General features: G+C 45.5%; 21 protein-coding genes and 2 tRNA genes. 16 read left to right on the top strand and 7 right to left on the bottom strand.

Translation table 11 applies throughout. The annotated features are described in order from the left end of the window. Positions 1 to 608 precede the first annotated feature (608 nt). From ACYVI1_RS04110 to ACYVI1_RS04070, 9 genes are all read left to right on the top strand, one after another. Positions 609 to 1,547, top strand: coding sequence for a 3-keto-disaccharide hydrolase (locus ACYVI1_RS04110; protein WP_460906984.1), 939 nt, complete (start codon positions 609 to 611; stop codon positions 1,545 to 1,547). Between the two features lie 860 nt (positions 1,548 to 2,407). Further along, the gene (locus ACYVI1_RS04105; protein WP_460906982.1) at positions 2,408 to 3,733 is read left to right on the top strand and encodes a site-specific integrase; all 1,326 of its coding nucleotides are present in this window, start codon (positions 2,408 to 2,410) and stop codon (positions 3,731 to 3,733) included. 58 nt (positions 3,734 to 3,791) lie between these two features. After that, on the top strand, positions 3,792 to 4,622 hold the full coding sequence (locus ACYVI1_RS04100; RefSeq protein ID WP_460906980.1) for a hypothetical protein: 831 nt from the start codon (positions 3,792 to 3,794) through the stop codon (positions 4,620 to 4,622). Positions 4,623 to 4,689: 67 nt separating this feature from the next. Next, positions 4,690 to 5,055, top strand: coding sequence for a helix-turn-helix transcriptional regulator (locus ACYVI1_RS04095; protein ID WP_460906978.1), 366 nt, complete (start codon positions 4,690 to 4,692; stop codon positions 5,053 to 5,055). Next, positions 5,052 to 5,426, top strand: coding sequence for a VRR-NUC domain-containing protein (locus tag ACYVI1_RS04090; RefSeq protein ID WP_460906976.1), 375 nt, complete (start codon positions 5,052 to 5,054; stop codon positions 5,424 to 5,426). Before ACYVI1_RS04095 ends, ACYVI1_RS04090 begins: the two co-directional genes overlap by 4 nt. 226 nt (positions 5,427 to 5,652) lie before the next feature. Then, positions 5,653 to 7,260: a hypothetical protein gene (locus ACYVI1_RS04085; protein WP_460906974.1), complete on the top strand. Its 1,608-nt coding sequence runs from the start codon at positions 5,653 to 5,655 to the stop codon at positions 7,258 to 7,260. 115 nt (positions 7,261 to 7,375) lie between these two features. Then, a complete protein-coding gene (locus ACYVI1_RS04080) occupies positions 7,376 to 8,683 on the top strand; it encodes a DUF6371 domain-containing protein (RefSeq protein WP_460906972.1) in 1,308 nt (435 codons plus the stop codon). Positions 8,684 to 8,750: 67 nt separating this feature from the next. Then, complete coding sequence (locus tag ACYVI1_RS04075; protein ID WP_460906970.1) at positions 8,751 to 9,035, top strand: hypothetical protein; 285 nt, start codon at positions 8,751 to 8,753, stop codon at positions 9,033 to 9,035. Positions 9,036 to 9,038: 3 nt separating this feature from the next. After that, complete coding sequence (locus tag ACYVI1_RS04070) at positions 9,039 to 9,377, top strand: hypothetical protein (protein ID WP_460906968.1); 339 nt, start codon at positions 9,039 to 9,041, stop codon at positions 9,375 to 9,377. Positions 9,378 to 10,029: 652 nt separating this feature from the next. On the opposite strand, the gene ACYVI1_RS04065 is transcribed toward ACYVI1_RS04070, so the two are convergent. From ACYVI1_RS04065 to ACYVI1_RS04035, 7 genes are all read right to left on the bottom strand, one after another. Beyond that, positions 10,030 to 11,433, bottom strand: a complete 1,404-nt coding sequence (locus tag ACYVI1_RS04065; RefSeq protein WP_460906966.1) for a DUF4403 family protein — start codon at positions 11,431 to 11,433, stop codon at positions 10,030 to 10,032. 14 nt (positions 11,434 to 11,447) lie between these two features. After that, positions 11,448 to 11,846, bottom strand: coding sequence for a hypothetical protein (locus ACYVI1_RS04060; RefSeq protein WP_460906964.1), 399 nt, complete (start codon positions 11,844 to 11,846; stop codon positions 11,448 to 11,450). 398 nt (positions 11,847 to 12,244) lie between these two features. Then, positions 12,245 to 12,586: an IS1 family transposase gene (locus tag ACYVI1_RS04055; protein ID WP_460906962.1), complete on the bottom strand. Its 342-nt coding sequence runs from the start codon at positions 12,584 to 12,586 to the stop codon at positions 12,245 to 12,247. Between the two features lie 32 nt (positions 12,587 to 12,618). Further along, the gene (locus ACYVI1_RS04050) at positions 12,619 to 12,900 is read right to left on the bottom strand and encodes an IS1-like element transposase (RefSeq protein ID WP_460906960.1); all 282 of its coding nucleotides are present in this window, start codon (positions 12,898 to 12,900) and stop codon (positions 12,619 to 12,621) included. Between the two features lie 67 nt (positions 12,901 to 12,967). Further along, positions 12,968 to 15,415: an NACHT domain-containing protein gene (locus ACYVI1_RS04045; RefSeq protein WP_460906958.1), complete on the bottom strand. Its 2,448-nt coding sequence runs from the start codon at positions 15,413 to 15,415 to the stop codon at positions 12,968 to 12,970. Positions 15,416 to 15,511: 96 nt separating this feature from the next. Continuing rightward, positions 15,512 to 15,585 (bottom strand) — tRNA-Pro (locus ACYVI1_RS04040). A gap of 19 nt (positions 15,586 to 15,604) precedes the next feature. Next, positions 15,605 to 15,691, bottom strand: a tRNA-Ser gene (locus ACYVI1_RS04035). Between the two features lie 168 nt (positions 15,692 to 15,859). Between ACYVI1_RS04035 and ACYVI1_RS04030 the strand changes: the two genes are divergently transcribed. The 7 genes from ACYVI1_RS04030 (at position 15,860) to cdaA (ending at position 22,240) form a co-directional block, all read left to right on the top strand. After that, on the top strand, positions 15,860 to 16,822 hold the full coding sequence (locus ACYVI1_RS04030; RefSeq protein ID WP_460906956.1) for a vWA domain-containing protein: 963 nt from the start codon (positions 15,860 to 15,862) through the stop codon (positions 16,820 to 16,822). Between the two features lie 51 nt (positions 16,823 to 16,873). Beyond that, complete coding sequence (locus ACYVI1_RS04025; RefSeq protein WP_460906954.1) at positions 16,874 to 17,569, top strand: tetratricopeptide repeat protein; 696 nt, start codon at positions 16,874 to 16,876, stop codon at positions 17,567 to 17,569. A 47-nt stretch (positions 17,570 to 17,616) separates the two neighbouring features. After that, entirely contained in the window at positions 17,617 to 18,792 is a 1,176-nt protein-coding gene (locus tag ACYVI1_RS04020; protein ID WP_460906952.1) for an acetyl-CoA C-acyltransferase, read from the top strand. Positions 18,793 to 18,881: 89 nt separating this feature from the next. Next, positions 18,882 to 19,826 carry a phosphoribosylaminoimidazolesuccinocarboxamide synthase gene (locus ACYVI1_RS04015; RefSeq protein WP_460906950.1) on the top strand — a complete coding sequence of 315 codons (945 nt, stop codon included), beginning with the start codon at positions 18,882 to 18,884 and terminating at the stop codon, positions 19,824 to 19,826. 62 nt (positions 19,827 to 19,888) lie between these two features. After that, complete coding sequence (locus ACYVI1_RS04010; protein WP_460906948.1) at positions 19,889 to 20,305, top strand: STAS domain-containing protein; 417 nt, start codon at positions 19,889 to 19,891, stop codon at positions 20,303 to 20,305. A gap of 37 nt (positions 20,306 to 20,342) precedes the next feature. Continuing rightward, a complete protein-coding gene (locus ACYVI1_RS04005; protein WP_460907480.1) occupies positions 20,343 to 21,287 on the top strand; it encodes a ribonuclease Z in 945 nt (314 codons plus the stop codon). Between the two features lie 149 nt (positions 21,288 to 21,436). Further along, entirely contained in the window at positions 21,437 to 22,240 is an 804-nt protein-coding gene (cdaA, locus tag ACYVI1_RS04000; protein ID WP_460906946.1) for a diadenylate cyclase CdaA, read from the top strand. Positions 22,241 to 22,248: the final 8 nt, after the last annotated feature.

The raw sequence follows: 22,248 nt of genomic DNA, 5'->3' as shown, positions 1-22,248 counted from the left end.
AGGAGGCTAAAAACGACGGACTAAAAGTTCCCTTTAGGGCAAGGCTGTTACGTGCTGATCCCATAGGAATGACCTATTTATAAAAACAGAATCATACCACCCTTACGGGATTAAAAACCAGAATTTAACAGCCCCTCCCTTCAGGGGTTAAGCCTGCGAAAGTCCTGATTTACTCACCTTTCCGGATGTCGTCAGTTCGATAAGCTTAACTTTTCTGACAGACTGTGCGGCAACGGTCCATTCTGGAAGCGGGGTTTTGCGGGTGAAGGCCCCGCTAAACAATTTGTTTGTGAAAATTGTTATTAAAGTTCTTGCATTTACTGCAACCTTACGTGGAGTTCTAAAAGTCCGGCCCAGTTTGCGACCGGATTTTTTTCGGGACACATCCAATCCTGATTCGTCCTCCCTTTCGTATATACCCGACAGATAGGTACTCCACGTGTTGGTTATAGCCCCGTCTACCGCCCTTAGGGCGTGTAGGGCGGGGCTTTTTCATACATGGCGAACCTGTTATAGAGAAGTGAGTAAATACGTACTAATTGCACCTTGTAGCCTGTATGGCAAGTGCCAAACAAAATGATCGTATTGGCAGAAACCAAATCCAGTTTATGAACCTCAGCTATTTATTGATTTGTCTCTCCTTATTCCTCTTGTCAATAACCGGGCAGGGGCAGGAACTATCAGCGTCTAATTCTGTAGAAGGCAGATGGGATATTGTGGTTGACATGGCCGGTAAACGATCGCCAGCCTGGTTGGAAATAAGGCATTCAGGACATCACACACTCGTAGGGCGGGTGATGTTCATGTTTGGCAGTGCCCGGCCCATTGCAAAGATTAACTATACGAATGGGAAGTTTGACTTCTCAGTCCCGCCCCAGTGGGATAAGGGCAACACCGACCTTCAGTTTGAAGGGACCGTTAGCGCCGACTCCCTGACCGGAACCGTTAAATACGTCGACAATAAGGTGTATACGTGGACAGGTGGCAGAGCCCCTTCTCTTCGGAGAAACAAAGCTCCTCAATGGGGCAGTCCGCAACAGCTATTCAACGGAAAAGACATCCAGGGCTGGCATACAACCGGTCAAACTCAATGGATTGTAGAGTCCGGTGTGTTGAAAAGCCCAACACCTGGCACCAACCTGATTACCGATAAAGTATTTACTGATTTTAAATTGCATGCTGCGTTTCGTTACCCCAAAGGAGGGAATAGTGGGATATACCTCCGGGGACGCTATGAAGTACAGGTAACTGACAGCAAAGGAGTAGAGCCGCTTGACGATCAATTTGGCGGGGTTTATGGCCTCCTGGCACCTAATGAAATGGTAGCCAAAGATGCGGGCGACTGGCAATCCATCGACATTACGCTCATCGGACGAAGAGTGACCATCGTAGCCAATGGCATTCCGGTAATCACAGACCAGGTGATTCCCGGTATTACGGGCGGTGCGCTTGATAGTCGGGAAGGGGATCCCGGTCCTATCATGCTACAGGGCGACCACGAGCCTATCGAATTTCGAGACATTTCGATAACCCCGGTTAAACAGTAGCCGATTGAGACCTATGCCTGTTGAAGCTGTTTAAACTTTCTATAGGGGGGCGGTTTCAGGAGATGGCACGACATGCCGAACCGCACGGGTGGCCTCGTCGTTTCGGCATGTCGCGTCACTCTTAGAACTAAGTCGAAATTGAAATCCTAAACAACTTCATAGTGTCGCTCCCGCTAATCATAGACCAGTCCTCGTCCACTTTAGTTTCTGTTGCTGCTGTTGATACTATTGTAGCTGACAAGCAGGGCAATAGATGCTACAGAATCCACTTTGGTGAAACACTAAAACAGGGCGTTCCGCATCCTAAACGCCCTTCCTGCTGGGTTAAGATTGTTCTGTCGGCTCGACCCAGCGGGCTGTCCATGTAGTAGGTGTATAGTCCCAGCGTGTGATGGATTGGCTTACGCGTAAAGATAGTTAGTTTTGTGTGCCACGGAATACAGATAAATTCATCTGGAGTTAATCCCCGCAAAGTCGTTAATCGTTTGGTGTGGCTATAGGCCCGTAAGAAGGTTTGCAGGTGTTGACGCCATGAGCCGTTAGTTTGATTGTAGGCACAAAGAAGTACCAGAGGAGATGTTTCAACCAACGTGTTAATCAGATTAAATTAAACATAAAAAAACCGATAAGCCGGTACGCTTATCGGTTTTTTACAGGAATTTTCAATGTCGGGGTGGCAGGATTCGAACCTACGACCTCCTGCTCCCAAAGCACTAACCTACATCCTCTACTACTTTTCAACAGTCATATAAAACCTTATTTATCAGCCAATTATGGCTATATTGTTTCTACTGTATTTGGTTGTTTATGGTTGATTTAGTAGATTTGTGTAAACCAACGAGTAAACCGGTTTACACAGAATGGGGCAGTCAACCGATCATAAAGAAAGTAGGGCAAGCGTCAAAGCAATCTATTTTACGTCCAAAACGCTTGCCGATGGGTCACACCCGTTCATGGTCCGAATTACCAAAGACCGCAAGCGCAAGTACATCGCTACCGGCCTGACGTTGCACCCTTCTTTTTGGAACGAAGAAACCAACACATTTCGAAAGAGCGTACCGGTTGACAAAAGAAAAACCATTGAGACGGCTTTACGCAAATGGGAAGAAAAGTACAGCGATGCCGCCGAAACATTGGCTGACGCTGATGAGGTTCACGACGCGGGGTCTGTCGCTACGAAGGTCAGCAGTGAACGCCTGGCAACCCGAAAGTTCAAGTTGCTTGCCTACTTTGATGAATTAATCAGCCAGTTTGACAAGACTGGCAATGTTGGCAATCGAAGGGTTTACCGCGATGTTCAGAATAGTCTGCGCTGGTTCATTGGCGAAGGTCAGGACGTGCCGTTTGACGGTGTTACAGTCAAGTTCTGCAACCAATGGGAAAACCGAATGAGAAGCGAGTCAGTAACGGATTCTACGTTATCGGTCAGATTCAGGACGCTACGCGCTGTACTGAATAAAGCCATTGCCAACGGTTACGCAAAACCTACATCATACCCCTTCGCCCGTAACACCGCCGAATACCATAAATTCCAGATTGGTAAGTTTGACACCCGGACCACCAAACGAGCAATCAGTAAAGCCGATATCCGAAGAATAGAAGCTTACCAACCCCCGCAGGAGAACGGCAAATATGCTACGTTACGCAACACGCAGGAGCGGCTTCAGTTGGCAAGGGACCTGTTCTTGTTTTCGTATTACTGTGGTGGTATCAACTTCGTAGATATGGCTGCTTTGCGGTGGTCAAATATCGGTACGGACTTAGACAATAAACCGCGTCTGACGTATATCAGACAAAAGACAGGCGGTAAGTTTTCGTTGCGTCTAATGCCGGTTGTTTTGGCTATTCTTGACCGCTACCGACCGGATGAGGTACGCCCTGCCGGGTATGTGTTTCCAATCCTCAACACAACATTACACACCACCCCGACCCAGCGGCAAAACCGGTGCGGTAAAATTATGGGGCAAGTAAACCTTGATCTGAAAACGATTGGAGCCGCAGTAGGCATTGAGACAACGCTAACCACCTACGTAGCGCGTCACAGCTTTGCTACGGCTCTGAAACGTTCCGGCGTGGCTACAGCAGTCATCAGCGAAGCGATGGGCCACAGCGATGAAAGAACAACGCAGATTTACTTATCTGAGTTTGAAACGGATTTAGTTGATGCCGCTTTTGATAACTTGTAAAGGGTTTTATTTGAAGTTTATATAATTCCTGTTAAACTTATTTTATAGTTGCCACAAAATGGAGTATTGGAATAAACTCATTTTAGAACTATCAACATTTGAACTTGATAGTAATTTGGCTGATGCAGGGCCTAATGTAAAGACGTTTAAAGAATCAGTCAGAGCAAAGAAATATAGTCCCCATGCCGATCCTTCGTACGAATCTTCTATTAAAAGTCTTGGCCATAATGTATTGGCAGAGTTGGTATTTTTACCAAAAGAGCAAAAAAATGAAGCCATTGCTCTACTAGAAAAGCATAAAAAGTATATTGATGATGCTATTTTGGTTTGGTCAAAATATTACAACCTGAGGCAAAATACTTGGGGTGCAGATAAACTGATACAAGAACTATTAAACTATTTTGCAATAAATACTAATCATATCATCTGGCTATTTGAGACAGATTGTTCACATGATAAAATGCCGTTATTAGAAGACTTAAAAAATGGATTTTATAGAAAGTATCAAACAGCCGACTGGCTAATACAGCAACTACGGGAACTTCTATCGTCACAAAAAGCCAACAATTGTAATGAACGAAAGTCAACAATAACCCAGCCCCAATTAGCTTTATTCTACCACTATTGCCATGAAAAAAAGTGTTTACCGCCGTTTAAAGCCGGGCAAATGGAGCAGGAGTACAAGCAGGCTACCGAACCCTATGGTTTAGCTTGGAAGCCATTTCAGCAATTTTATAACCGGTTCAATAAAAGTAGAAAAGATAGACTCGCAGTTGAAAATAGACATTCATTGAAAGCTGCTATGCAGTTATTGAGTTCTTATCCCGAAGCCTTAGAATTGGCCAAAGATGAATTGCAAATGGCTGAAACACGTAACCCCATTCCGTAACCCTTACCTGACCCTAACCACCTATTTTACCCTCTAACATTGCACAGTCAAAAAAAACACTGATGCAATGGAAAATCCATTTGAAACAATTGCAAGGCGGTTAAGCAATATTGAGGATTTACTACTTGACCTCAAACACAAACCCTCTCCTGCCGCTTCACTCAACGCCGACCCCTACGGCGATTTCAATTGGTTGGTGGCCACTTGCTCCGGCATACCGAGGAGCACCCTACGTATTTATTCCGCAGCGGGCAAAATACCCGGAGTCGTCAAATTCGGTAAGCGGAGATTGTACGAAAAAGCCGCTGTATTGAACTGGCTTCGCAGTCAGACCCGGCAGACGGTTGATATGGCGAAAATTGAGCAGACCGCCGATCAACAGGTAAACACGCAACTACATAAACAATCGTATGGAGGGCGTAAGGCCGCATGAGCCAGTTACCTGCTTTCCGTCAACTCCAGGTCTTTATTGGCGAACAGACCGCCCGCAAACCCCGTAGAAAAGGGCCAAAACCTGAAACGGCTAATTCGCTAACCTGGCGTATTGTTGCCCATATTCAGGACAACGGACACTTTGCCACCCGGCTACAATCAACCGGCACGTATAGAGCAGACCTTAAAAAATACGTACCGAGCCAACAACGGGCCGGAATGCCTGACGTATTCGCCGTTGTTAATGGACGGGGTGTATTTATCGAGGTTAAGGCCGGAAACGATAGGTTATCTGACGTTCAAAAGCAGACCATTTCAGACCTTCAACGAGCCGGGGCGTTTATGTCGCTCACAATTTTCAAGGCTTTATAAACTGGTTTACGGCTCAATTTCTTACCCCTACCGCTGTATGAATAGCCCCTTCTTTTCGCCAACCATCGGCGTTTGGATGCCCGGTCTTATGCAAATGTTTGGTCTGTATACACAAGACTTCGCGCTACTGATTTACACGTTATGGCTTTTCGTGGATGCCGCGCCAACTATTCAGCCTATTCATAAAAAAAGGCGTTCTCCCGAACGCCCCTAACTCGCTCATACAATGACTGTTGAACACGACAAAGATACGTTAACCGCGTTGGATATAATAGCGCAAGTTGCCGCCGAAGCTGAGCGGTTACGAACTCTATCACCAAGCCCCCAACTCGTTAAAATTCGTACCGATGAGGTTGCTCTGGATTTGTGGACTTTTGAGCGTGATGCCAAAACTAATGTTTGGAAGTTAGCCTCACTATACCGGACCGGAATATTGGGTTATTTAGAAAATCAACGGTTCTTCAAGCGATACCGGTCAGACGGGGCAACAACATTTCTCATTTGTGGAGAATCCGTTATCGAACTAACCAGTGCCACAAAAGCCCGTGATTGCATTAAATCATATATCGAAGGCAATAGTAAGCCAATGGTTAGCGACTTTGTAGAAGCGACGTTTGAGGGCCGGTTAGAGATTTTCAACAGGCAACAGCATCTAACGGTCAACGCGACGGGTTTGGAGTCCCTGAAAACGCACGATAGGCCATTATTGCGTGACAACCCGACGACCTGTTTCGTGCCGTATCAAAATGGCATTGTCGAGGTTACAAGAGCCGGGGCAACGCTACGACCTTACAAAATTCTGAATGACCGATGCGTCTGGAAAAGCCAGGTGCTGAATCGGGACTACAACCCTAACGCGACCGGCGAACAAAGCCATTACGCGAAATTTCTACGAAACGTCGCTAACAACGAACCTGACCGCCTTCGTGCTTTTCGTACCGCTATTGGGTTTTTGCTTCACCATTACGGAAACCCGGCAGAGGGCCAATGCGTCGTCTGTTACGATCAGGAGATTACCGACGCCCGAAAGCCCGAAGGTGGGACCGGAAAGGGCGTGTTCGGGAATGCCCTGCGACAAATTAGGCCCGTCGCTGTTTTGGACGGAAAGAAATTTGATCAAAACGACCGCTTTTGTTTTCAATCGGTCGATGAGGATACGGCGGTTGTCTGGATTGATGACCCGACCGTAAGTCACCCGAAAGCCGAGCGTCGATTTACTTTAGAGCGTTTTTTTAGCACATTAACCGAGGGATGGGCGGTTGAGAAAAAGAACCAACACGCTTTTAGGATTCCGGCCAAAGAAGGTCCAAAGCTTCTAATTTCATCAAACGTTGTGATGCCAAACGATGGCAGTAGCAACATTCGGCGTCAGTTCATTCTTGAGTTTTCGGACCATTACAAAAAGCAGATTCGGACGGGCAACGAAAGGCCTATACAATCAGAACACGGTTGCGTCTTTTTTTCCGAAGACTGGAACACCGACGAATGGGCGCAATTCGATGAGTTTATGATTTCGTGTGTGGTCGAATACCTCCGCGACGGATTACAATCATACAAACTACGAAGTGCCGACAAAAATCGGCTGAGACAAACGGCCGGGGACGACTTTTTTGAGTGGATTACAACGTACCAGTGCACGGGGTTAATTGCTAACAAGGAATACAGTCGAGATGAACTTTGGCGCGATTACAAGACCTATGCGGGCCTCCCGGACAACGTACAGGCTACTCGTGCATTCACTAATAATATCGGCCAGTTTGCGAAAGGCAACGGATGGAAATATGAGCGGGGGCGCGATCAGCGAGGTATCAGTTTCACCTTAAAATCGTGCTAAAAAATTGCATTTAGAATTTAAGCTTTCCACCCTCCGGGGGTATGTGTGTACAGGCGGATACATACCCTTTCACAGTGGGCTCCTTAAATGCTAAATGCAATAAACAACCTACCCTATGAAAACGCTAACCAAGCAACTTCGTTATCACTTGCCCAAAAAGGCCATCAAAGCCGATTGCCCCGAATGTGGCCCCAAACACCGGCGAACTTTATCCCGCTACGTTGATAGCCGAACAGGCGACCCATTGCCGGAACAATACGGACGGTGCGACCGGGAGTCAAATTGTGGCTACCAACTAAGCCCCTACACCAAAGGTCCGTTAGGGTTGAGTTACACCGACGAATTGTATGAGCAATCCAAGTTCGATAAGCCGCCCGTAGCCGCCCGTAGTGAAAAACCGGCTCGACGCCCAACCAACCAACCCGTCCCGGCCAAAGTCTACATGATTCCAGATGAGGTTTTTACCGCGTCATTAGGGCGCCACGAACATAATCAATTCGCTCAGTTACTCGTTCGAGAGTTCGGCCCAATCCAAGCCGACGAACTGTTACAACGCTTTCAGATCGGTACGTCCTCTCATTGGCCGGGTTCGTGCGTGTTCTGGCTAAAAGATAAACAACAACGGATTCGGGCCGGACAAGTGATACTATTTGCTGACGATTGGCATAAGGCTAAATACATTGACAAAGAAGACAATTCAAAAGTTTGTATTAGTTCGGTAAGTCATAGCCTGATACGACGGTATAAACAGCAACAGCAGCCCGCGCCGGACTGGTTAACTGATTACGACCAAAACGCCCCGCGTTGGCCTATTCTGTTCGGGCTTCATCAACTGGCAACCGCGCCAATAGATCAACCTGTTGCCATTGTAGAGGCCCCGAAAACGGCGGTTGTCTGTTCGGCTCTGATACCGGATTTTGTGTGGTTAGCCGTTGGTGCGTTGTCGTACCTCAATGCCGACCGGTTAGCCCCTTTACGCGGCCGGGCGGTTATGCTGTTCCCTGATTTGTCGAAAAACGGAAAAGCGTTTATCCAATGGAGCCGGGTAGCCGACGAAATGAACGCAACGGGTTATCAGATTCAGGTATCGGATTTATTGGAAAAAAGGGCCACCGATGAGCAGCGAAACAACGGCTTAGACTTGGCTGATTTTCTGTTAATACCCGCTACGGTTCGGCCCCGTTGGGTAATCGACGGACGAACGATTTACGGCGAAGTGTTGGAGTATACGCCTGACGCTCAACAACCGGGCAAATCAGAAGAACTACCGTTACGGCCATTTAATCCACCTTCAACGCGTACAGAACCCAAGCCGCCACAACAACACATCTTTTGGCAATCATGGCCCTTGCCGCCGTTGGTCTGGAATAAAATCCGGGTTCATAAATTTCTTCAACGGGAATTGATACCAAACGATGAATAAACTAACCGGAGAAAGCCCGTTCCGGTGGCTGTACTACCTCTAATTTTTCTCTAAAACAGACACACATATGCAATTCGAGAAAGGACGCGAAAAGACCGGGGGCCGAAAGCCCGGCAGTACCAATAAGTCATCGTCCGACATAAAAGCAAAGATTTCGGCTCTAATTGACAACCATTTCGACGCTATAAAAGTGGATTTGGAAATGCTTGACCCCAAAGAGCGCGTAACGGCCTATCTGAAGTTTTTAGAGTACGTTTTGCCAAAACAGCGGGAACAGAAAATAGACTTCACTACGTTGACAGAAGAGCAAATAGATAAACTGTTAAGTAAAATGATGAATAAACTGGATTAGCCGATGAAACGAGCCGAAAAGATTGCCCTATTGACCCAGGCGTTACAGGGCAACATTGCTGAATTATATGGGATGAAACAAGCTCAACGTCAGAAGGTGTTTTTGTTTGTTGTGGATGAACACCCTAAAGGCTGGTTTGGACACGACACAGACGACACGCCCGTTAAGGCAACATATCGTTTACAAAACGGACCTGAAATAACTGAATACCTAACCCACGCTCAGATGCAAACTATAGCGAAAGGCGCGGTATTAACTGTTCTGCCTGACAATCACAGGCGCAGGAGGCTAACAATAGATAAATTCGATCAAGCCAAAGCCGCCCGAAAGAACGCAGATTAGCCAAACTATAATCAGCCGGTGAGGGTACTAACCTATCAACATAACAAAACCCTTAGCCCCAATGATGAATTATAAAGTTTTTGCCAATAAGCCAACGAAATGTTAAAGTTTGTCAACAACCTAACGCCTACTGTAGCCGCCGAAGCTAAATTAATAAAGTAACCCCGCCTGCATTTTATCCACTCGATCTGATACATAAGTCTCGATTCAAACTTTATGAAAAAATGGTAGAAATTGTAGATTACGAAATGTGAAGTTGACCAAATACGACAACTGTTTCCTATAAATTTCACATGTAATCAATTTATAAATTAGCATAACATAATCCTAATATTGTACGTTGCTTTATTATGACTTAAGAGTGGACATTGAGCATGAAAAATAAATGGCACGTACCGCTGCCACTTTATGAGAGGTAAGCATTTAGTAGATGGTAGTGATCTATGTAGGTAACAGCAGAGTCAAACCTCATTAAGGCTTCTGACGAAAACGGAATACCTTCTCTATACATGGTGTACTTATAATCGCCTTTGAAACGACAAATACGATTTTCGATAGATATAACGTGGCAGTTGGTTATGCAAGTAAGACTCCATCAGCGTATAAGTGATCAAGTAATAAAAGTCAAAGTTTGCTTTGCTATAAGTGAGGGTTATTTTACAGATATATCTAAGAATCCTATAAAAAACGCATTTATGTCAACAGCTTTGTTTTTAGTTTTAGGACTGTCAAAATTTAGATGGCTTATTTTTCCGGTAATAATAACTGAACCTAAATCTTTATTCAGACCAGCAGTTATATTTTTTTCTAATGGTTTAATTCTTGCTTCTAGGTTTATGGTTAAAGCTTGATTTACTTTCTTTAATACTTCATTTTTATATATTCCGTTGAATACCTTGATAAAATAATTTTTAGTTTTTAATGAATATTTTGTTTGAGTTAAACTGAATATGTGTGTAGTTGAATCATATGCCGGCTCGCCGGTTATAATCATTTTTCCTTTAACTGTTGTAAAGAGCTTATTAATGAGAAAGCCTATATGTTTGATTGATGAAAGCTTTCCAATTGGTTTTATAGGGTAACTACGTGCTTTCAGGGTGATTAATAATGGTTTACTTTCTGAGGATTTTATATTTACTTTCTCTATAATTATACGCCGATTACCTACTATGTAATCATTGAATAATGAGCCATTTGATTCATTTGTTTTAAAGTTATTTAATGTATTGTTAAGTTCGGCTTCTTCAAGTTGAATTAGGGCTTTAATTGTAATTGCTGCATCACAGTTGCTGTTAGTTAACTTTGGAAGTGCTGAAGTATTTGCTATAGGCTGTAAGCCATAAATTATCGTTGGGCTGCAAGTTATCCCGAGGTTTACATTAATATTGGTATCATCTGCCCTGATATTTCCTAAGCTCAATGAGCTCGGGTTTAGCATAAACCAGATGTCCTTATCAATACTTATAGGCTCGTTAATCCTCCTCCAGCCAGCTTCAACTTTGCTTTTAAAGTTGTTTTTATTTTTTATATCATTCGTAAATTTATTATTTAATTTGTTTAAATAGTTTAGTGTTAGCTTGTTTAAATCATCAGTAATGTCAATTGATCCAAAAGACAATTTGCAACGATTTGGATTTTCGATTTTACCGAATTTAGTTTTTACATCTAACGAGTAGTCTGGATTAAACCCTATTTTTGACGTTGATGATAATACAATTTGACGTGCATTTTCTTCATCGTAACCACATTGGACACCTAAACCTTTTGATTCTCCAATTATATGGTAAAAAAAACGCTCTTTAATACTTAGACTATCTCCTTTTAATTCACATAAGTCAAGATTCGCGTCTCTCCATATCTTATATTTTACATTGATATTTCCTGCGAATTGTTGAGCACCTTGATAGTACTCACAAATTTGTGAATTTAAATTCTTATATGGTGGCGTAGGTACCTTAACTGTAAAGCATATAACTGTAGGCGAATTAGTTTGTTGAGCTACCGAATCATTAAAGCAACAACCAAATAAGATAAACGCTAAAGATAAGTATCGCATAGTTATTTAGGTGGTTAATTACAATCACATGGATCTTTGTCATCTTGACTACGCTCGTGTTCCTCAGAATCACCATCAGAATCGAAATGCTTTACGTCAGTATCATCATATCTAAGGCAAAAATGAATCCTTTTACCCCTTTCTAATGTCTGAGCTTTTACCCACACTTCTTTGGAATACCTTAGATCTAATGGCAAGAAGAATGTATTATCAGGTTTCTGTGTCCAATCGCCCCACAGCCTATGAGAATTTGCATCACCTCCAACTCCTACCCAAAATTTTACCCCTACTGCTTGTGTCTTTTTTAAACATATTCTAATATGCCATCCAGCAGGCATTCCTTGACATGCTTGGGCATAAGAAAGTGAACTAAAAAGTAATATAAAAACAGGGACTAAATAATATTTTTTCATTTTATGAAATTTATTTTGTACAGAGTCAATTGACCAAATTTTCGAATATTCAGTTTCTACTATAGTACAACCATAAGGTTATCAAATTATTGATCCGTGGGCAAGTCTGTAAACTCAAAAATGATGACTTATGATTCTTTTCGGCCTGATAGCAACAAATAGGCTAATTTGCTTTACGAACTAATACGCATTTCAATAAAAAGTGCTTATAAGTCTTCGTGAATTGCTTAACCTTTTGTAAATTAAGACATTGTTTAAATGGATAGCAATGGGGTTTTACCCGTATCTATAATCTGTTATTTGGTTACAAATTAGTAGATCATGATTTAAGAGTGGACATTGAGCTTGAAAAATAAATGGTTAATCAACAATCCAATCACCATATCATGCATCAAAACCTACTTCGAAAAACAGATGGTTCGACGGGCTAACCGCTTGACCCGAGTGCGTAAATCCAGATGTTTTCGTTCAATACTCTGTGTCTGATCTTTCCCAGCCTGATGAATCTCTGCGGGTAACTCGTCGTAGTAAGCCCACCAGTAATCAGTATACCAGCGGCTAACAACAACACCAGACTGGGCCAGCAAACCCAGTAATCGCCGAAAACTCGCATTCGTCCGTCGGCCAAATAGAAACGCCACGACCTGCCCCGCATCATGATCTTCGACCCACCACAACCAGCGGGATTGCCGCTTTTTCTGCACGTAAGACCACTGCTCGTCAGCTTCTAAGCGAATCATCAGCCGGGTTTCTGAACCTGAGTAGGCTGGATTTACGGAGACGATTTGGGCAGCCTTTTTTTTAATGTGCTCATGACCGTGTTCATATTAATTTTCAGCACCCGGGCTGTATCCCGAATGCCACATCCATTCAGGGCCATGTCAATGACTTGCTCTTTGATACCGGGTTCGTGTGCTTTGTGGGTGTAGGCCAGTTGAAAACTACGTCTACAGTGCTCACATTTGTAGCGTTGATTGCCGTTGGTGCTCAGACCTTTACGCCGGACTGCATCCTGATTGCCGCAGTAACGGCACGAAACGATGAGAGTGACCATGCAGTAAAGACGTAAAGTCCACGATTACGTCACGACCCGTTGCTTCATATACATTATTTATATTTCACTAATTTTTATTACGGTTATTTTTACGGCTTTTAGTCATATTAGATCGTGGCCTTTTGGAAAACGTTTTCATAAATGTACCGTCAATTAATCTTATATTAACATTGTCAACAATAATACTCTTATTTTTTGATAACAATTCAAGATTGTCTTTTAAACGTTTTACTGCTTTTCGGTTTTTCCTATCCCTAGACAACTTATCATACTCTTCTCTAAATCCTGCATCAATTAGTGCTAAAACATGAAAGTTTTTTTTATCAACTTCTACATAAATTTTACTTAAAAATTGAAAGTCTTCATCTCCTAACGCATACAAAGTTACAGCTAATATGTATGCATAATACTCATAAGTACGTCTGTCAACTAAATTAGTTAAAGGATTTTTAATAAAATCAATCATTTCATTAAAAACTTTTTCTAATGAAGCTCGTAAAGTGATTGAATTATGATGAAATTCGAACCAGTTGCTAACAACCTTGAGTAATCCAAATTCCGTATTCCACATACGTTTGATTAACTCAAATTCCGTCCTATCAGAACTTTTTATTGCCGCAACAGCTTTATTTGCATTATTTAAATTGCTAATTATACCTTTAGTCAGTGCTGAAATTGGGGTATTATAAAGAGCTTGCATCAAATGCCCCATACCACCTAAATTAACTAAATACTCTTTGAAATTAGTAGGAACTGATTTTGCAAGAATTTCGTCAATTAACTCCGGTGAATCTTTTGTCATTCCTGCATAAAATATAGCAACATTTTGCCACCATAAATCATTGAAATTCTCAATAAATTTATCTTTCCCATTAATGCTATGATTATAAAATTGATATGCAGTTAAATACTCTTGGAAGGATAAATGTTTAAATTGTATCTCTTTTCTATCATTTTCAACTAATAATCCAAGGCTATTTACAAATTCAGATATTAATTCATCAACATTATATTTATGACCTCGATCCTTTGCAAAGTCTGTAACAATTTCTATTAATTTTTCTCTCCCAATAGTTTTAATTCGATTCACATGAAGATGTTCTGCTAAAAAAGACAAAACACTTCTATGTACACCAATATTCATTATTTCCAAAGTACTATTCTTAAATTGTTTATTTAACAAAGTATCTACAAAGTATTTATACAGGTCTGATATAGTGGCCGGAATCTCGTAGTGATTTTCGTCAAATATTGCTGCAACTAACGCCAAGGTCAATGGGGTTTTAGGCATTTTATCGAGCAAATTCGTATCTCGTAGAGACTTTAATAGTCGTTGACATTTAATTTCATCTTCATTAAAATAGCGATTCATAAATTGCTCGGCCTGTTGCATTGTCACGTTACTAATTTCTAAATATTTGAAATTAATTTTTTGACAATCTTCAAGCAATGAATCCGCAGGTCTCGAAGAGCAGTAGATACGCACATCTGGGTATTCTTTTTTAAAATCATATACTGCTATTAAAGCTTTAGACTTATCTTGACCATTACCTAGTTCATCTAAAGCATCGATAAATAAAATAAATTTTTGATTCGATAATATACTATTACTATCAATTAAAATATCTTTGTAATCAGATGATAAAAAATAATTATGTATTGATTTGTTGATATCATAACCTTCTGCTTTTAAATCAGAGAATGTTATTATTATTGGGTACAACTCGTAATTGTCTCTTATAAAATTTTGTTCTATAATGTCTCCCGCTAATAATTTAAAAAACGTTGACTTTCCTGAACCTGCTTCTCCTACAATTAATGAGTTGCCAGAATAGTTAGCAACAGAGTGTAAATCAAACCATTTTTTTTTAAGTTCTCCTGAATCATTTATACTAACATCTATGAGTTTAGGTTGAATAGAAAAGTTTATAATTCTTTTTATTTTTTTATCATCAAGCCCAATAGCTTTTGTTATATCATCATCTTTATTTTTCTTTTGAAATATCTCAATATACTTTTTGTAATCTCTATTTCCTTTTAACCATATACGCCCACAGTAATCATCAATGTATTTTACTAATTCAGTGTTTGACCAAAAACCTATGTTTGGGCTGTTTAAAGAATTATTCTCCAAAATCTTTTGTTCGGCTCCCGAATTAAATTTTCCGTTTGTAACTACTTTAACTTTGCTAATACGAATATTTCTGCCATGAGTTAAGGAATTCCAAGTGTAAGTGAAGCAATCATTTACCTGTGCCACTATTTCTTGTACTCCTTGCGATGTGCCTCGAATATCTCCTTTCTTTATGACAAATGCCGTCCATTCTTTTTTATTTTCTATAGAATCAATTCTTGACGCGACTATATCTTTTCCATTTTCCGGCAAATTTCCTCTTTCATGCGTTAATGTCACATCGGCATACCCCATACCTTCTAATAAATCAATCAGTATTTCATGAATTTGCACCTCTTTATCAATATCCTTAATACTATCAATTTTTTGTTCGCGTGTCATATTTAATCTAAAATTATCACCAAGTTGTGTAAACCATTGTGTAAACCAAATTAAAAAAGCCAGTTAACAATTAAGCTAACTGGCTGATATTCAGTGTCGGGGTGGCAGGATTCGAACCTACGACCTCCTGCTCCCAAAGCAGGCGCGATACCGGGCTACGCTACACCCCGAAGATTAATGGTCACTCAGCGGAGAGAGAGGGATTCGAACCCTCGGTACCGTTTCCAGTACGACAGTTTAGCAAACTGTTCCTTTCGGCCACTCAGGCATCTCTCCGAAGCCAATCATTCCCTTCCTGAACGATTGGGACACAAAGGTAGGGCAATTTAACGTTTTGAGCAAGAGGCACCGGGCAAAATCTTTTCTTAATTGTTACTTTCGCCTTTTCTGATCCGATGCGTCCCTGCCTAAACCAGGTCAGCATCAGCCTGATACTTGCTCTGAATGAACTGGCTGTATTCCTTTACCAAAACCGAATTTAGTATTATCGGGCTGTTCCTCAGCCTGTACGCGCTCTATATCTGGCGAACTTTTCGGCTGGCCAAACAGCTAAATACGTCGGCCTGGGGTGTGGTACCCAAGTTTTTTCTGCGCGGCAGCTACCTCACTCTGCTGATCATTGCCCTGCTTGGCCCTTCCTTCGGCGAAGCCGAAGGAGAGTTGATAACTGCCGGTCGCGATACGTTTCTGCTGGTCGATATTTCGCGGTCGATGGATGCGGGCGACGTGGTGCCAACCCGATTGGAACGAATTAAATATGATATCCTGCAGTTAGCAGACACCCTACCCGGCGACCGCTTCGGACTGGTACTGACAGCCGCTGAATCATTCGTGTTATCGCCCCTGACGGCTGACCACGACGCGCTCGGTCAGTTTATCCGCGACGTACACACGAGTGCTTCCCCAACGGGTGGCACAGACCTGTGCAGTGCCATTGAACTGGCCCGCCAGAAATTCCTCACCGATTCGTCCACCCGGCAAAACAGCAAAGCCATTGTGTTGTTTAGCGATGGTGAAAATTTTGCGACCTGCAACCGACCGGAGCTTACCCGGCTCCGGTCGCAGGGGGTGTCGCTCATTACCGTAGGCGTTGGCACCGAAGCGGGTGCGTCCATTCGGGCCGGGCGCGATTTCATCCGCGATGATGACCACCAGATTGTTCGCAGCCGGTTGAACCGCCCGTTTTTGCAGGAATTGGCCCGCGATGCCAGGGGGCAGTACATCGAAGCCGATGCCAGTGGTCGGTATGTCAATGAGTTAGCCAACCTGGTGCGCTCGCTGAAAGGCCAGGCCGTTGACCAGCGCAGACTGGCCGTTTCGACCAACAAATATTATTATTTTTTGCTGGCTGCACTGGGGCTAATCGGCCTTGATCTGATTATCGTGATCCGAACGTTCCGATTGTAAGCGGATGTCGGGGTTTCGTCTTATTTTTGGCGAGCTTTAGGGTTACCATCTATGCTATATGTGTTGATCACCGCCTGGCTCTGGTGGAGCACGTTACTCCCCGTAAACCAGATTTCCCGGAATAACCAGATCCGTCAGGAAGCGCAGGCCGCTTACCAGGCCGGGCATTATGCCCGTGCGCTATCGTTATATAGTTACCTGAGCCGTACCACCACAACCCTCGATCCGGCTGTGCGCTTAAATCTGGGGCATACTTATTTTCACCTGAAGCAGTACACCAAAGCCCGGCTCCAGTACGAAACCCAGCTTCGTTCCGACAGGGCCGATCTGCGGACCGCAGCCGCCACGCAGTTAGGGGTTATGACCTGTTTAGAAGGCGATAGCGCCACAGCGCTGATACTGTTTCGGCAGGCGCTCCTGGAAAATGCGGATAATGAATCCGCCCGGTATAATTTTGAATTAATTAAGAAATACTATTCGGGGAAACCACCCGCCAAAAAAGCAAAGCCCAAACCATCGGATCGAAACCCAGCCCTTGTCAACAAACCTCGCCCGGCAGGTGGGCAACAGGTCGAACGGTCGGAGCGGCAGGATGAGGTATTGCGCCGGTTTCAGCGGCTAAACCTCAGTGAAGAGCAGGCCGTACAGCTTCTCGATGCGATGCAGAGTGATGATTTGCCGTATGCGCTGACGCGGTCGGCCCGGCGGTCGGGAACAAAGCCGACCGCCGGGGCCAATCGCTGGTAATGGGGTAGCCAACAGCCGGATCTGGTTCGCTTTAATCAACAAAACACATGAATGAAGTCGTAATTATTGCTGCCGTTCGAACGCCAATTGGTAGTTTTGGGGGCGTTTTATCAACCCTGTCGGCCACCGATCTTGGCGCGGCAGCTATCCGGGGCGCGCTTAACCGGGCAGGCATACAACCCGACCAGGTCCAGGAAGTCTATATGGGCAACGTTGTCTCGGCAAATGTAGGGCAGGCACCCGCCAAGCAGGCCGCTCTGAAAGCTGGCTTACCGGCCAACATTCCCTGTACGACCATCAATAAAGTGTGTGCATCGGGCACAAAAGCCATTATGCTGGCGGCCCAGGCTATTCAACTCGGCCAGGCCGACGTGGTTGTGGCGGGCGGTATGGAGAGCATGTCGAATGCGCCCTACTACGTTCCGAAAGCCCGTTTTGGCTATAAGTACGGAAACGCCGAATTGGTTGACGGGCTGGCACGAGATGGACTTGTAGACGCCTACGACCAGTGCGCGATGGGTGTTTTTGCCGATCAAACGGCGCAAACCTATGCCATCAGCCGCCAGGCGCAGGACGACTTCACGGTGCAATCCTACCGGCGGGCCGAAGCCAGCACGCAGGGTGGCCAATTCAGCGCCGAAATTGTGCCGGTGGAGGTCGCAGGCCGAAAAAATAGCGTGACGGTGCACGAAGATGAAGAATACAAAAACGTTATTTACGACAAAATTCCGACGTTGAAAGCTGCTTTTACGCCCAATGGTACCGTAACCCCCGCCAGTTCCTCGCCCATCAGCGACGGAGCCTCGGCCCTGGTGGTGATGAGTCGCCGGAAAGCCGATGAACTGGGGGTAAAACCACTGGCCCGGATTCTGGCCTACGCCGATGCCGAACAGGAGCCGCAGTGGTTCACGACGGCCCCCACCAAAGCCGTTCCTTTGGCACTCGACCGCGCCGGTTTAAAAGCCGATGACATCGACTTTTTTGAAATAAACGAAGCGTTTGCGGTGGTGCCACTCACGTTCAGTAAAGTACTGGAGGTGCCGCAGGAGAAACTGAATGTATTTGGGGGAGCCGTAGCCATTGGTCATCCGCTGGGGGCGTCGGGAGCGCGGATCGTAACCACGCTTACCAATGTGCTGCACCAAAAGAACGGACGCTATGGCGCCGTTGGCATTTGCAATGGGGGCGGTGGCGCATCAGCTCTTATTCTTGAAAAGCTTTAATTGTTCCAGGTTTCAACCAGGCCGTCGGTGTAGTTGCCGTACACAGTAGCGAACCTGAAACCTGAAACCTGGAACCTGAAATAAACTACATGAACGCCATTCAGGAGACGAATTTTCAATTTCCCGGTCAAACCGGATTTTATCGCGGCAAGGTGCGGGATGTGTACGCCTTCCCGGAGAAACTCGTTATGGTTGCCTCCGACCGGATTTCAGCGTTCGACGTGGTCCTACCCCGGCCTATTCCGGCCAAAGGGCAGGTGCTGAATCAAACGGCCGCTTATTTCCTGCGGGCCACCGCTAATCTGGTACCAAACTGGCTGCTCGACGTGCCCGACCCGAATGTAAGCATCGGCCTTAACTGCGAACCCTATGCGGTTGAAATGGTGGTTCGGGGCTACTTGGCCGGGCACGCCTGGCGCGAGTATCGGGAAGGGCGCCGGACGCTGTGTGGCGTTGCCCTTCCCGAGGGCCTGCGCGAAAATGACCGGTTGCCCACGCCCATCATTACCCCGTCGACGAAAGCCCACGAAGGCCACGATGAAGACATTAGCCGTGAGGAAATTCTGGGGAGCGGCCTTGTGCCGGAAAACGAGTATGTTCAGTTGGAACAGTATGCACTGGCGCTCTTTGCGCGGGGCACCGACATGGCTGCCGAGCGGGGCCTCATTCTGGTGGATACAAAATACGAGTTCGGCAACCTGAATGGCCGCATTTACCTGATTGACGAGGTACACACGCCCGACTCGTCCCGGTATTTTTATGCCGACGGGTATGAGCAGAATCAGCGGGCTGGCCAGCCACAGAAACAATTATCGAAAGAATTCGTTAGAGAATGGCTAATTAGCCATGGGTTTCAGGGCAAAACCGGCCAGGTAATGCCCGCCATGTCGGATGAGTGGATCGAGCAGATCAAAACCCGCTATATTGAACTGTATGAGACAGTTACGGGGCAATCGTTCCAGGTCGATCAATCCAGCAACCCACTCACACGCATTGAAACCAACATTTTGAACGCTGTTAATACCGTAAAATGATTCGTGTATACTGAAACCAGCTATAAAGGCCGGTCCCGTTTACTCATTTTACTCTTTTTACCATGAACTATAGCATCGAAAAAAACGAACAGTACGCCCTGATTCGATTAGCCGAAAGCGAATTTAGCGAGGTCGTATCCACCGACTTCGAAACCCTTAGCCGGGGCTTATTCCGGGAAGGATACAGCAACATTATTGTCGATATGGCACCGGTGCAGTCGGTGGACCCCGCCGGAACGGCCACACTCCGGAAAGTAAACCGGCAATGCACCAATGAAGTGGGCTTGCTGGTAGTCGTTACCAAAAACGATGACCTCATCGACTATTTAGACAAGGTCAGCCTGAGCGATCTAACCATTCTCCCAACGGTGGAGGAAGCCATAGACGCGGTGTTTATGAACGAATTAGAAAACGATTTTCGCAGCGAAGCCGATGATGAGTACGACGCCGGAGGCAGCGTCGGTCGCGACGAAGTCTGACCGGCCCGACCGGCCAGTCCAGGCCGGTCCTGATGCCATGACCGAACCGGAAACCAGCCGACCGGCTCAGTTGCCCTTTGCCCTTACCATTCTGGGGGCAGGCTCAGCTACGCCCTCCCTACGGCTTCACCAAACAGCCCAATTGCTCACGGTTGGTACTGACTATATCCTGATTGACTGTGGCGAAGGCACCCAACTGCGGCTGATTGAACAGCGGATTCGGCCCGCCCGACTTCGCTATATTTTTATCAGCCACCTGCATGGCGACCATTATTTTGGCCTCGCTCCTCTCCTGTCGACGCTAAATCTGGCGGGCCGCACGGAGGATTTATACCTGTTTGGGCCGCGCGGACTCGATGAAGTCCTGACCACCATTTTCCGGGTGTCGGATTCACGTTTGGGCTACAAACTCCATTTTCAGCCGATTGACCCCAGTCAGCCCGCCCTGCTCCTCGATCATCCTCAACTAACCGTACAGTCGATTCCGCTGCAACACCGCATCGACTGCACCGGTTTTCTATTTCGGGAAAAGCCCCACAAGCCCCATCTGCTGCGGGATAAACTGCCCGATGATGTGCCGGTGGCCTACCTGAAGCAACTTAAAGACGGTGAGGATATTCGGGATGCTGACGGGCAACTGCTCTACGCAGCCGCCGACTATACCCAACCTGGACCCGCTCCGCGTTCCTACGCTTTCTGCTCCGATACGCGCTATGTTGACACGCTGATACCGCAACTGCGGGGTGTCGATTTGCTTTACCACGAAGCCACGTTTCTGGAAGACAATGCGCTGCGAGCCGCCGAAGTTTACCATTCAACCGCGAAGCAGGCCGCTACCATTGCCGCTAAAGCCTCAGCAGGCCGACTCCTGATTGGGCATTTTTCGTCACGCTATAAGCAATTTGACCCATTTCTGGACGAAGCGCGGCAGGTCTTTCCCGAAACCTATCTGGCTATTGAAGGACAAACCATTAATTTATAGCCTTAACTATACCTAATCCTGTCTGATTGATTACAAATGAGTTGGTAGTAGGCTGCGTTTTACCAATTACGCATTAACCAATAACTCAATAACCAACGTATCGACTGGATTCTGTTTATCTTTAGCCCGGAAACTTTACTCATTTGTTCATGCTGGCATTTCGGCTGGGATTTTTAGATATTAGCTGGCTCGACCTGCTCGACATTCTTCTGGTAACCATTCTGATTTATCAGATTTATAACCTCGTTCGGGGGAGTGTTGCCAGCCGGGTGTTTGTTGGCTATCTGCTGGTTTATCTGGCCTATTTGCTCGTGAAAGCCCTCGGCCTGAACCTGATGACGACCATTCTGGAGTATTTCATCAGTGTAGGCGCCCTGGCGCTGATCATTATTTTTCAGCACGAAATCAGGCGCTTTCTGCTGCTCATTGGCAAATCGACCAACCTTACCAGTAGTCGTCAGCTTCGGCGCTGGTTACTCCGGGACGGTACGATGACAGACGCCCAAACGCCCCTAAAACCGATCCTGGATACCTGCAAGGCCCTAAGCGCCGAGTTCTCCGGCGGGTTATTAGTGCTTCAGAAAAATGATGATCTGGAGAAATTCGCGCAATCGGGCGAGGTCATCGACGCCGATATATCGAAACAACTGCTGCTGGCTATTTTTAGTCAGTATAGTCCCCTGCACGATGGGGCCGTTATCATCAGCGAGGGCCGGATTCGGGCGGCCCGCTGTATTTTGCCCGTTTCAGAAGATGATGAGCTCCCCCCTTCCCTGGGTTTCCGCCACCGGGCCGCCTTAGGCATGAGCGAGGCCACCGATGCGGCTGTTGTTGCGGTTTCGGAAGAAAGTGGCCGGCTGGCACTGGCGCTCAATGGGGAGTTATACACAAACCTCAGCCAGCCCGAGTTGGAAAGCCGTTTAGAGCGGTACTTACAGGAACCGGGGCGGTAAGCGACCAG

The organism is Spirosoma areae (assembly GCF_054781775.1).
The sequence above is the reverse complement of the archived record's forward strand: the minus strand, read 5'-3'. Positions and strand labels throughout refer to the sequence as shown.

What these genes read in the sequence shown, in the direction of transcription:
- ACYVI1_RS04025 (WP_460906954.1), top strand. Translation starts at nt 16,874, where the DNA reads ATGCTATATGTGTTGATCACCGCCTGGCTCTGGTGGAGCACGTTACTC.
- ACYVI1_RS04005 (WP_460907480.1), top strand. Translation starts at nt 20,343, where the DNA reads ATGACCGAACCGGAAACCAGCCGACCGGCTCAGTTGCCCTTTGCCCTT.
- ACYVI1_RS04105 (WP_460906982.1), top strand. Translation starts at nt 2,408, where the DNA reads ATGGGGCAGTCAACCGATCATAAAGAAAGTAGGGCAAGCGTCAAAGCA.
- ACYVI1_RS04065 (WP_460906966.1), bottom strand. Translation starts at nt 11,433, where the DNA reads ATGCGATACTTATCTTTAGCGTTTATCTTATTTGGTTGTTGCTTTAAT.
- ACYVI1_RS04055 (WP_460906962.1), bottom strand. Translation starts at nt 12,586, where the DNA reads ATGATTCGCTTAGAAGCTGACGAGCAGTGGTCTTACGTGCAGAAAAAG.
- ACYVI1_RS04060 (WP_460906964.1), bottom strand. Translation starts at nt 11,846, where the DNA reads ATGAAAAAATATTATTTAGTCCCTGTTTTTATATTACTTTTTAGTTCA.
- ACYVI1_RS04020 (WP_460906952.1), top strand. Translation starts at nt 17,617, where the DNA reads ATGAATGAAGTCGTAATTATTGCTGCCGTTCGAACGCCAATTGGTAGT.
- ACYVI1_RS04030 (WP_460906956.1), top strand. Translation starts at nt 15,860, where the DNA reads ATGAACTGGCTGTATTCCTTTACCAAAACCGAATTTAGTATTATCGGG.
- ACYVI1_RS04080 (WP_460906972.1), top strand. Translation starts at nt 7,376, where the DNA reads ATGAAAACGCTAACCAAGCAACTTCGTTATCACTTGCCCAAAAAGGCC.
- ACYVI1_RS04095 (WP_460906978.1), top strand. Translation starts at nt 4,690, where the DNA reads ATGGAAAATCCATTTGAAACAATTGCAAGGCGGTTAAGCAATATTGAG.
- ACYVI1_RS04015 (WP_460906950.1), top strand. Translation starts at nt 18,882, where the DNA reads ATGAACGCCATTCAGGAGACGAATTTTCAATTTCCCGGTCAAACCGGA.
- ACYVI1_RS04100 (WP_460906980.1), top strand. Translation starts at nt 3,792, where the DNA reads ATGGAGTATTGGAATAAACTCATTTTAGAACTATCAACATTTGAACTT.
- ACYVI1_RS04070 (WP_460906968.1), top strand. Translation starts at nt 9,039, where the DNA reads ATGAAACGAGCCGAAAAGATTGCCCTATTGACCCAGGCGTTACAGGGC.
- ACYVI1_RS04085 (WP_460906974.1), top strand. Translation starts at nt 5,653, where the DNA reads ATGACTGTTGAACACGACAAAGATACGTTAACCGCGTTGGATATAATA.
- cdaA (WP_460906946.1), top strand. Translation starts at nt 21,437, where the DNA reads ATGCTGGCATTTCGGCTGGGATTTTTAGATATTAGCTGGCTCGACCTG.
- ACYVI1_RS04090 (WP_460906976.1), top strand. Translation starts at nt 5,052, where the DNA reads ATGAGCCAGTTACCTGCTTTCCGTCAACTCCAGGTCTTTATTGGCGAA.
- ACYVI1_RS04075 (WP_460906970.1), top strand. Translation starts at nt 8,751, where the DNA reads ATGCAATTCGAGAAAGGACGCGAAAAGACCGGGGGCCGAAAGCCCGGC.
- ACYVI1_RS04050 (WP_460906960.1), bottom strand. Translation starts at nt 12,900, where the DNA reads ATGGTCACTCTCATCGTTTCGTGCCGTTACTGCGGCAATCAGGATGCA.
- ACYVI1_RS04045 (WP_460906958.1), bottom strand. Translation starts at nt 15,415, where the DNA reads ATGACACGCGAACAAAAAATTGATAGTATTAAGGATATTGATAAAGAG.
- ACYVI1_RS04010 (WP_460906948.1), top strand. Translation starts at nt 19,889, where the DNA reads ATGAACTATAGCATCGAAAAAAACGAACAGTACGCCCTGATTCGATTA.
- ACYVI1_RS04110 (WP_460906984.1), top strand. Translation starts at nt 609, where the DNA reads ATGAACCTCAGCTATTTATTGATTTGTCTCTCCTTATTCCTCTTGTCA.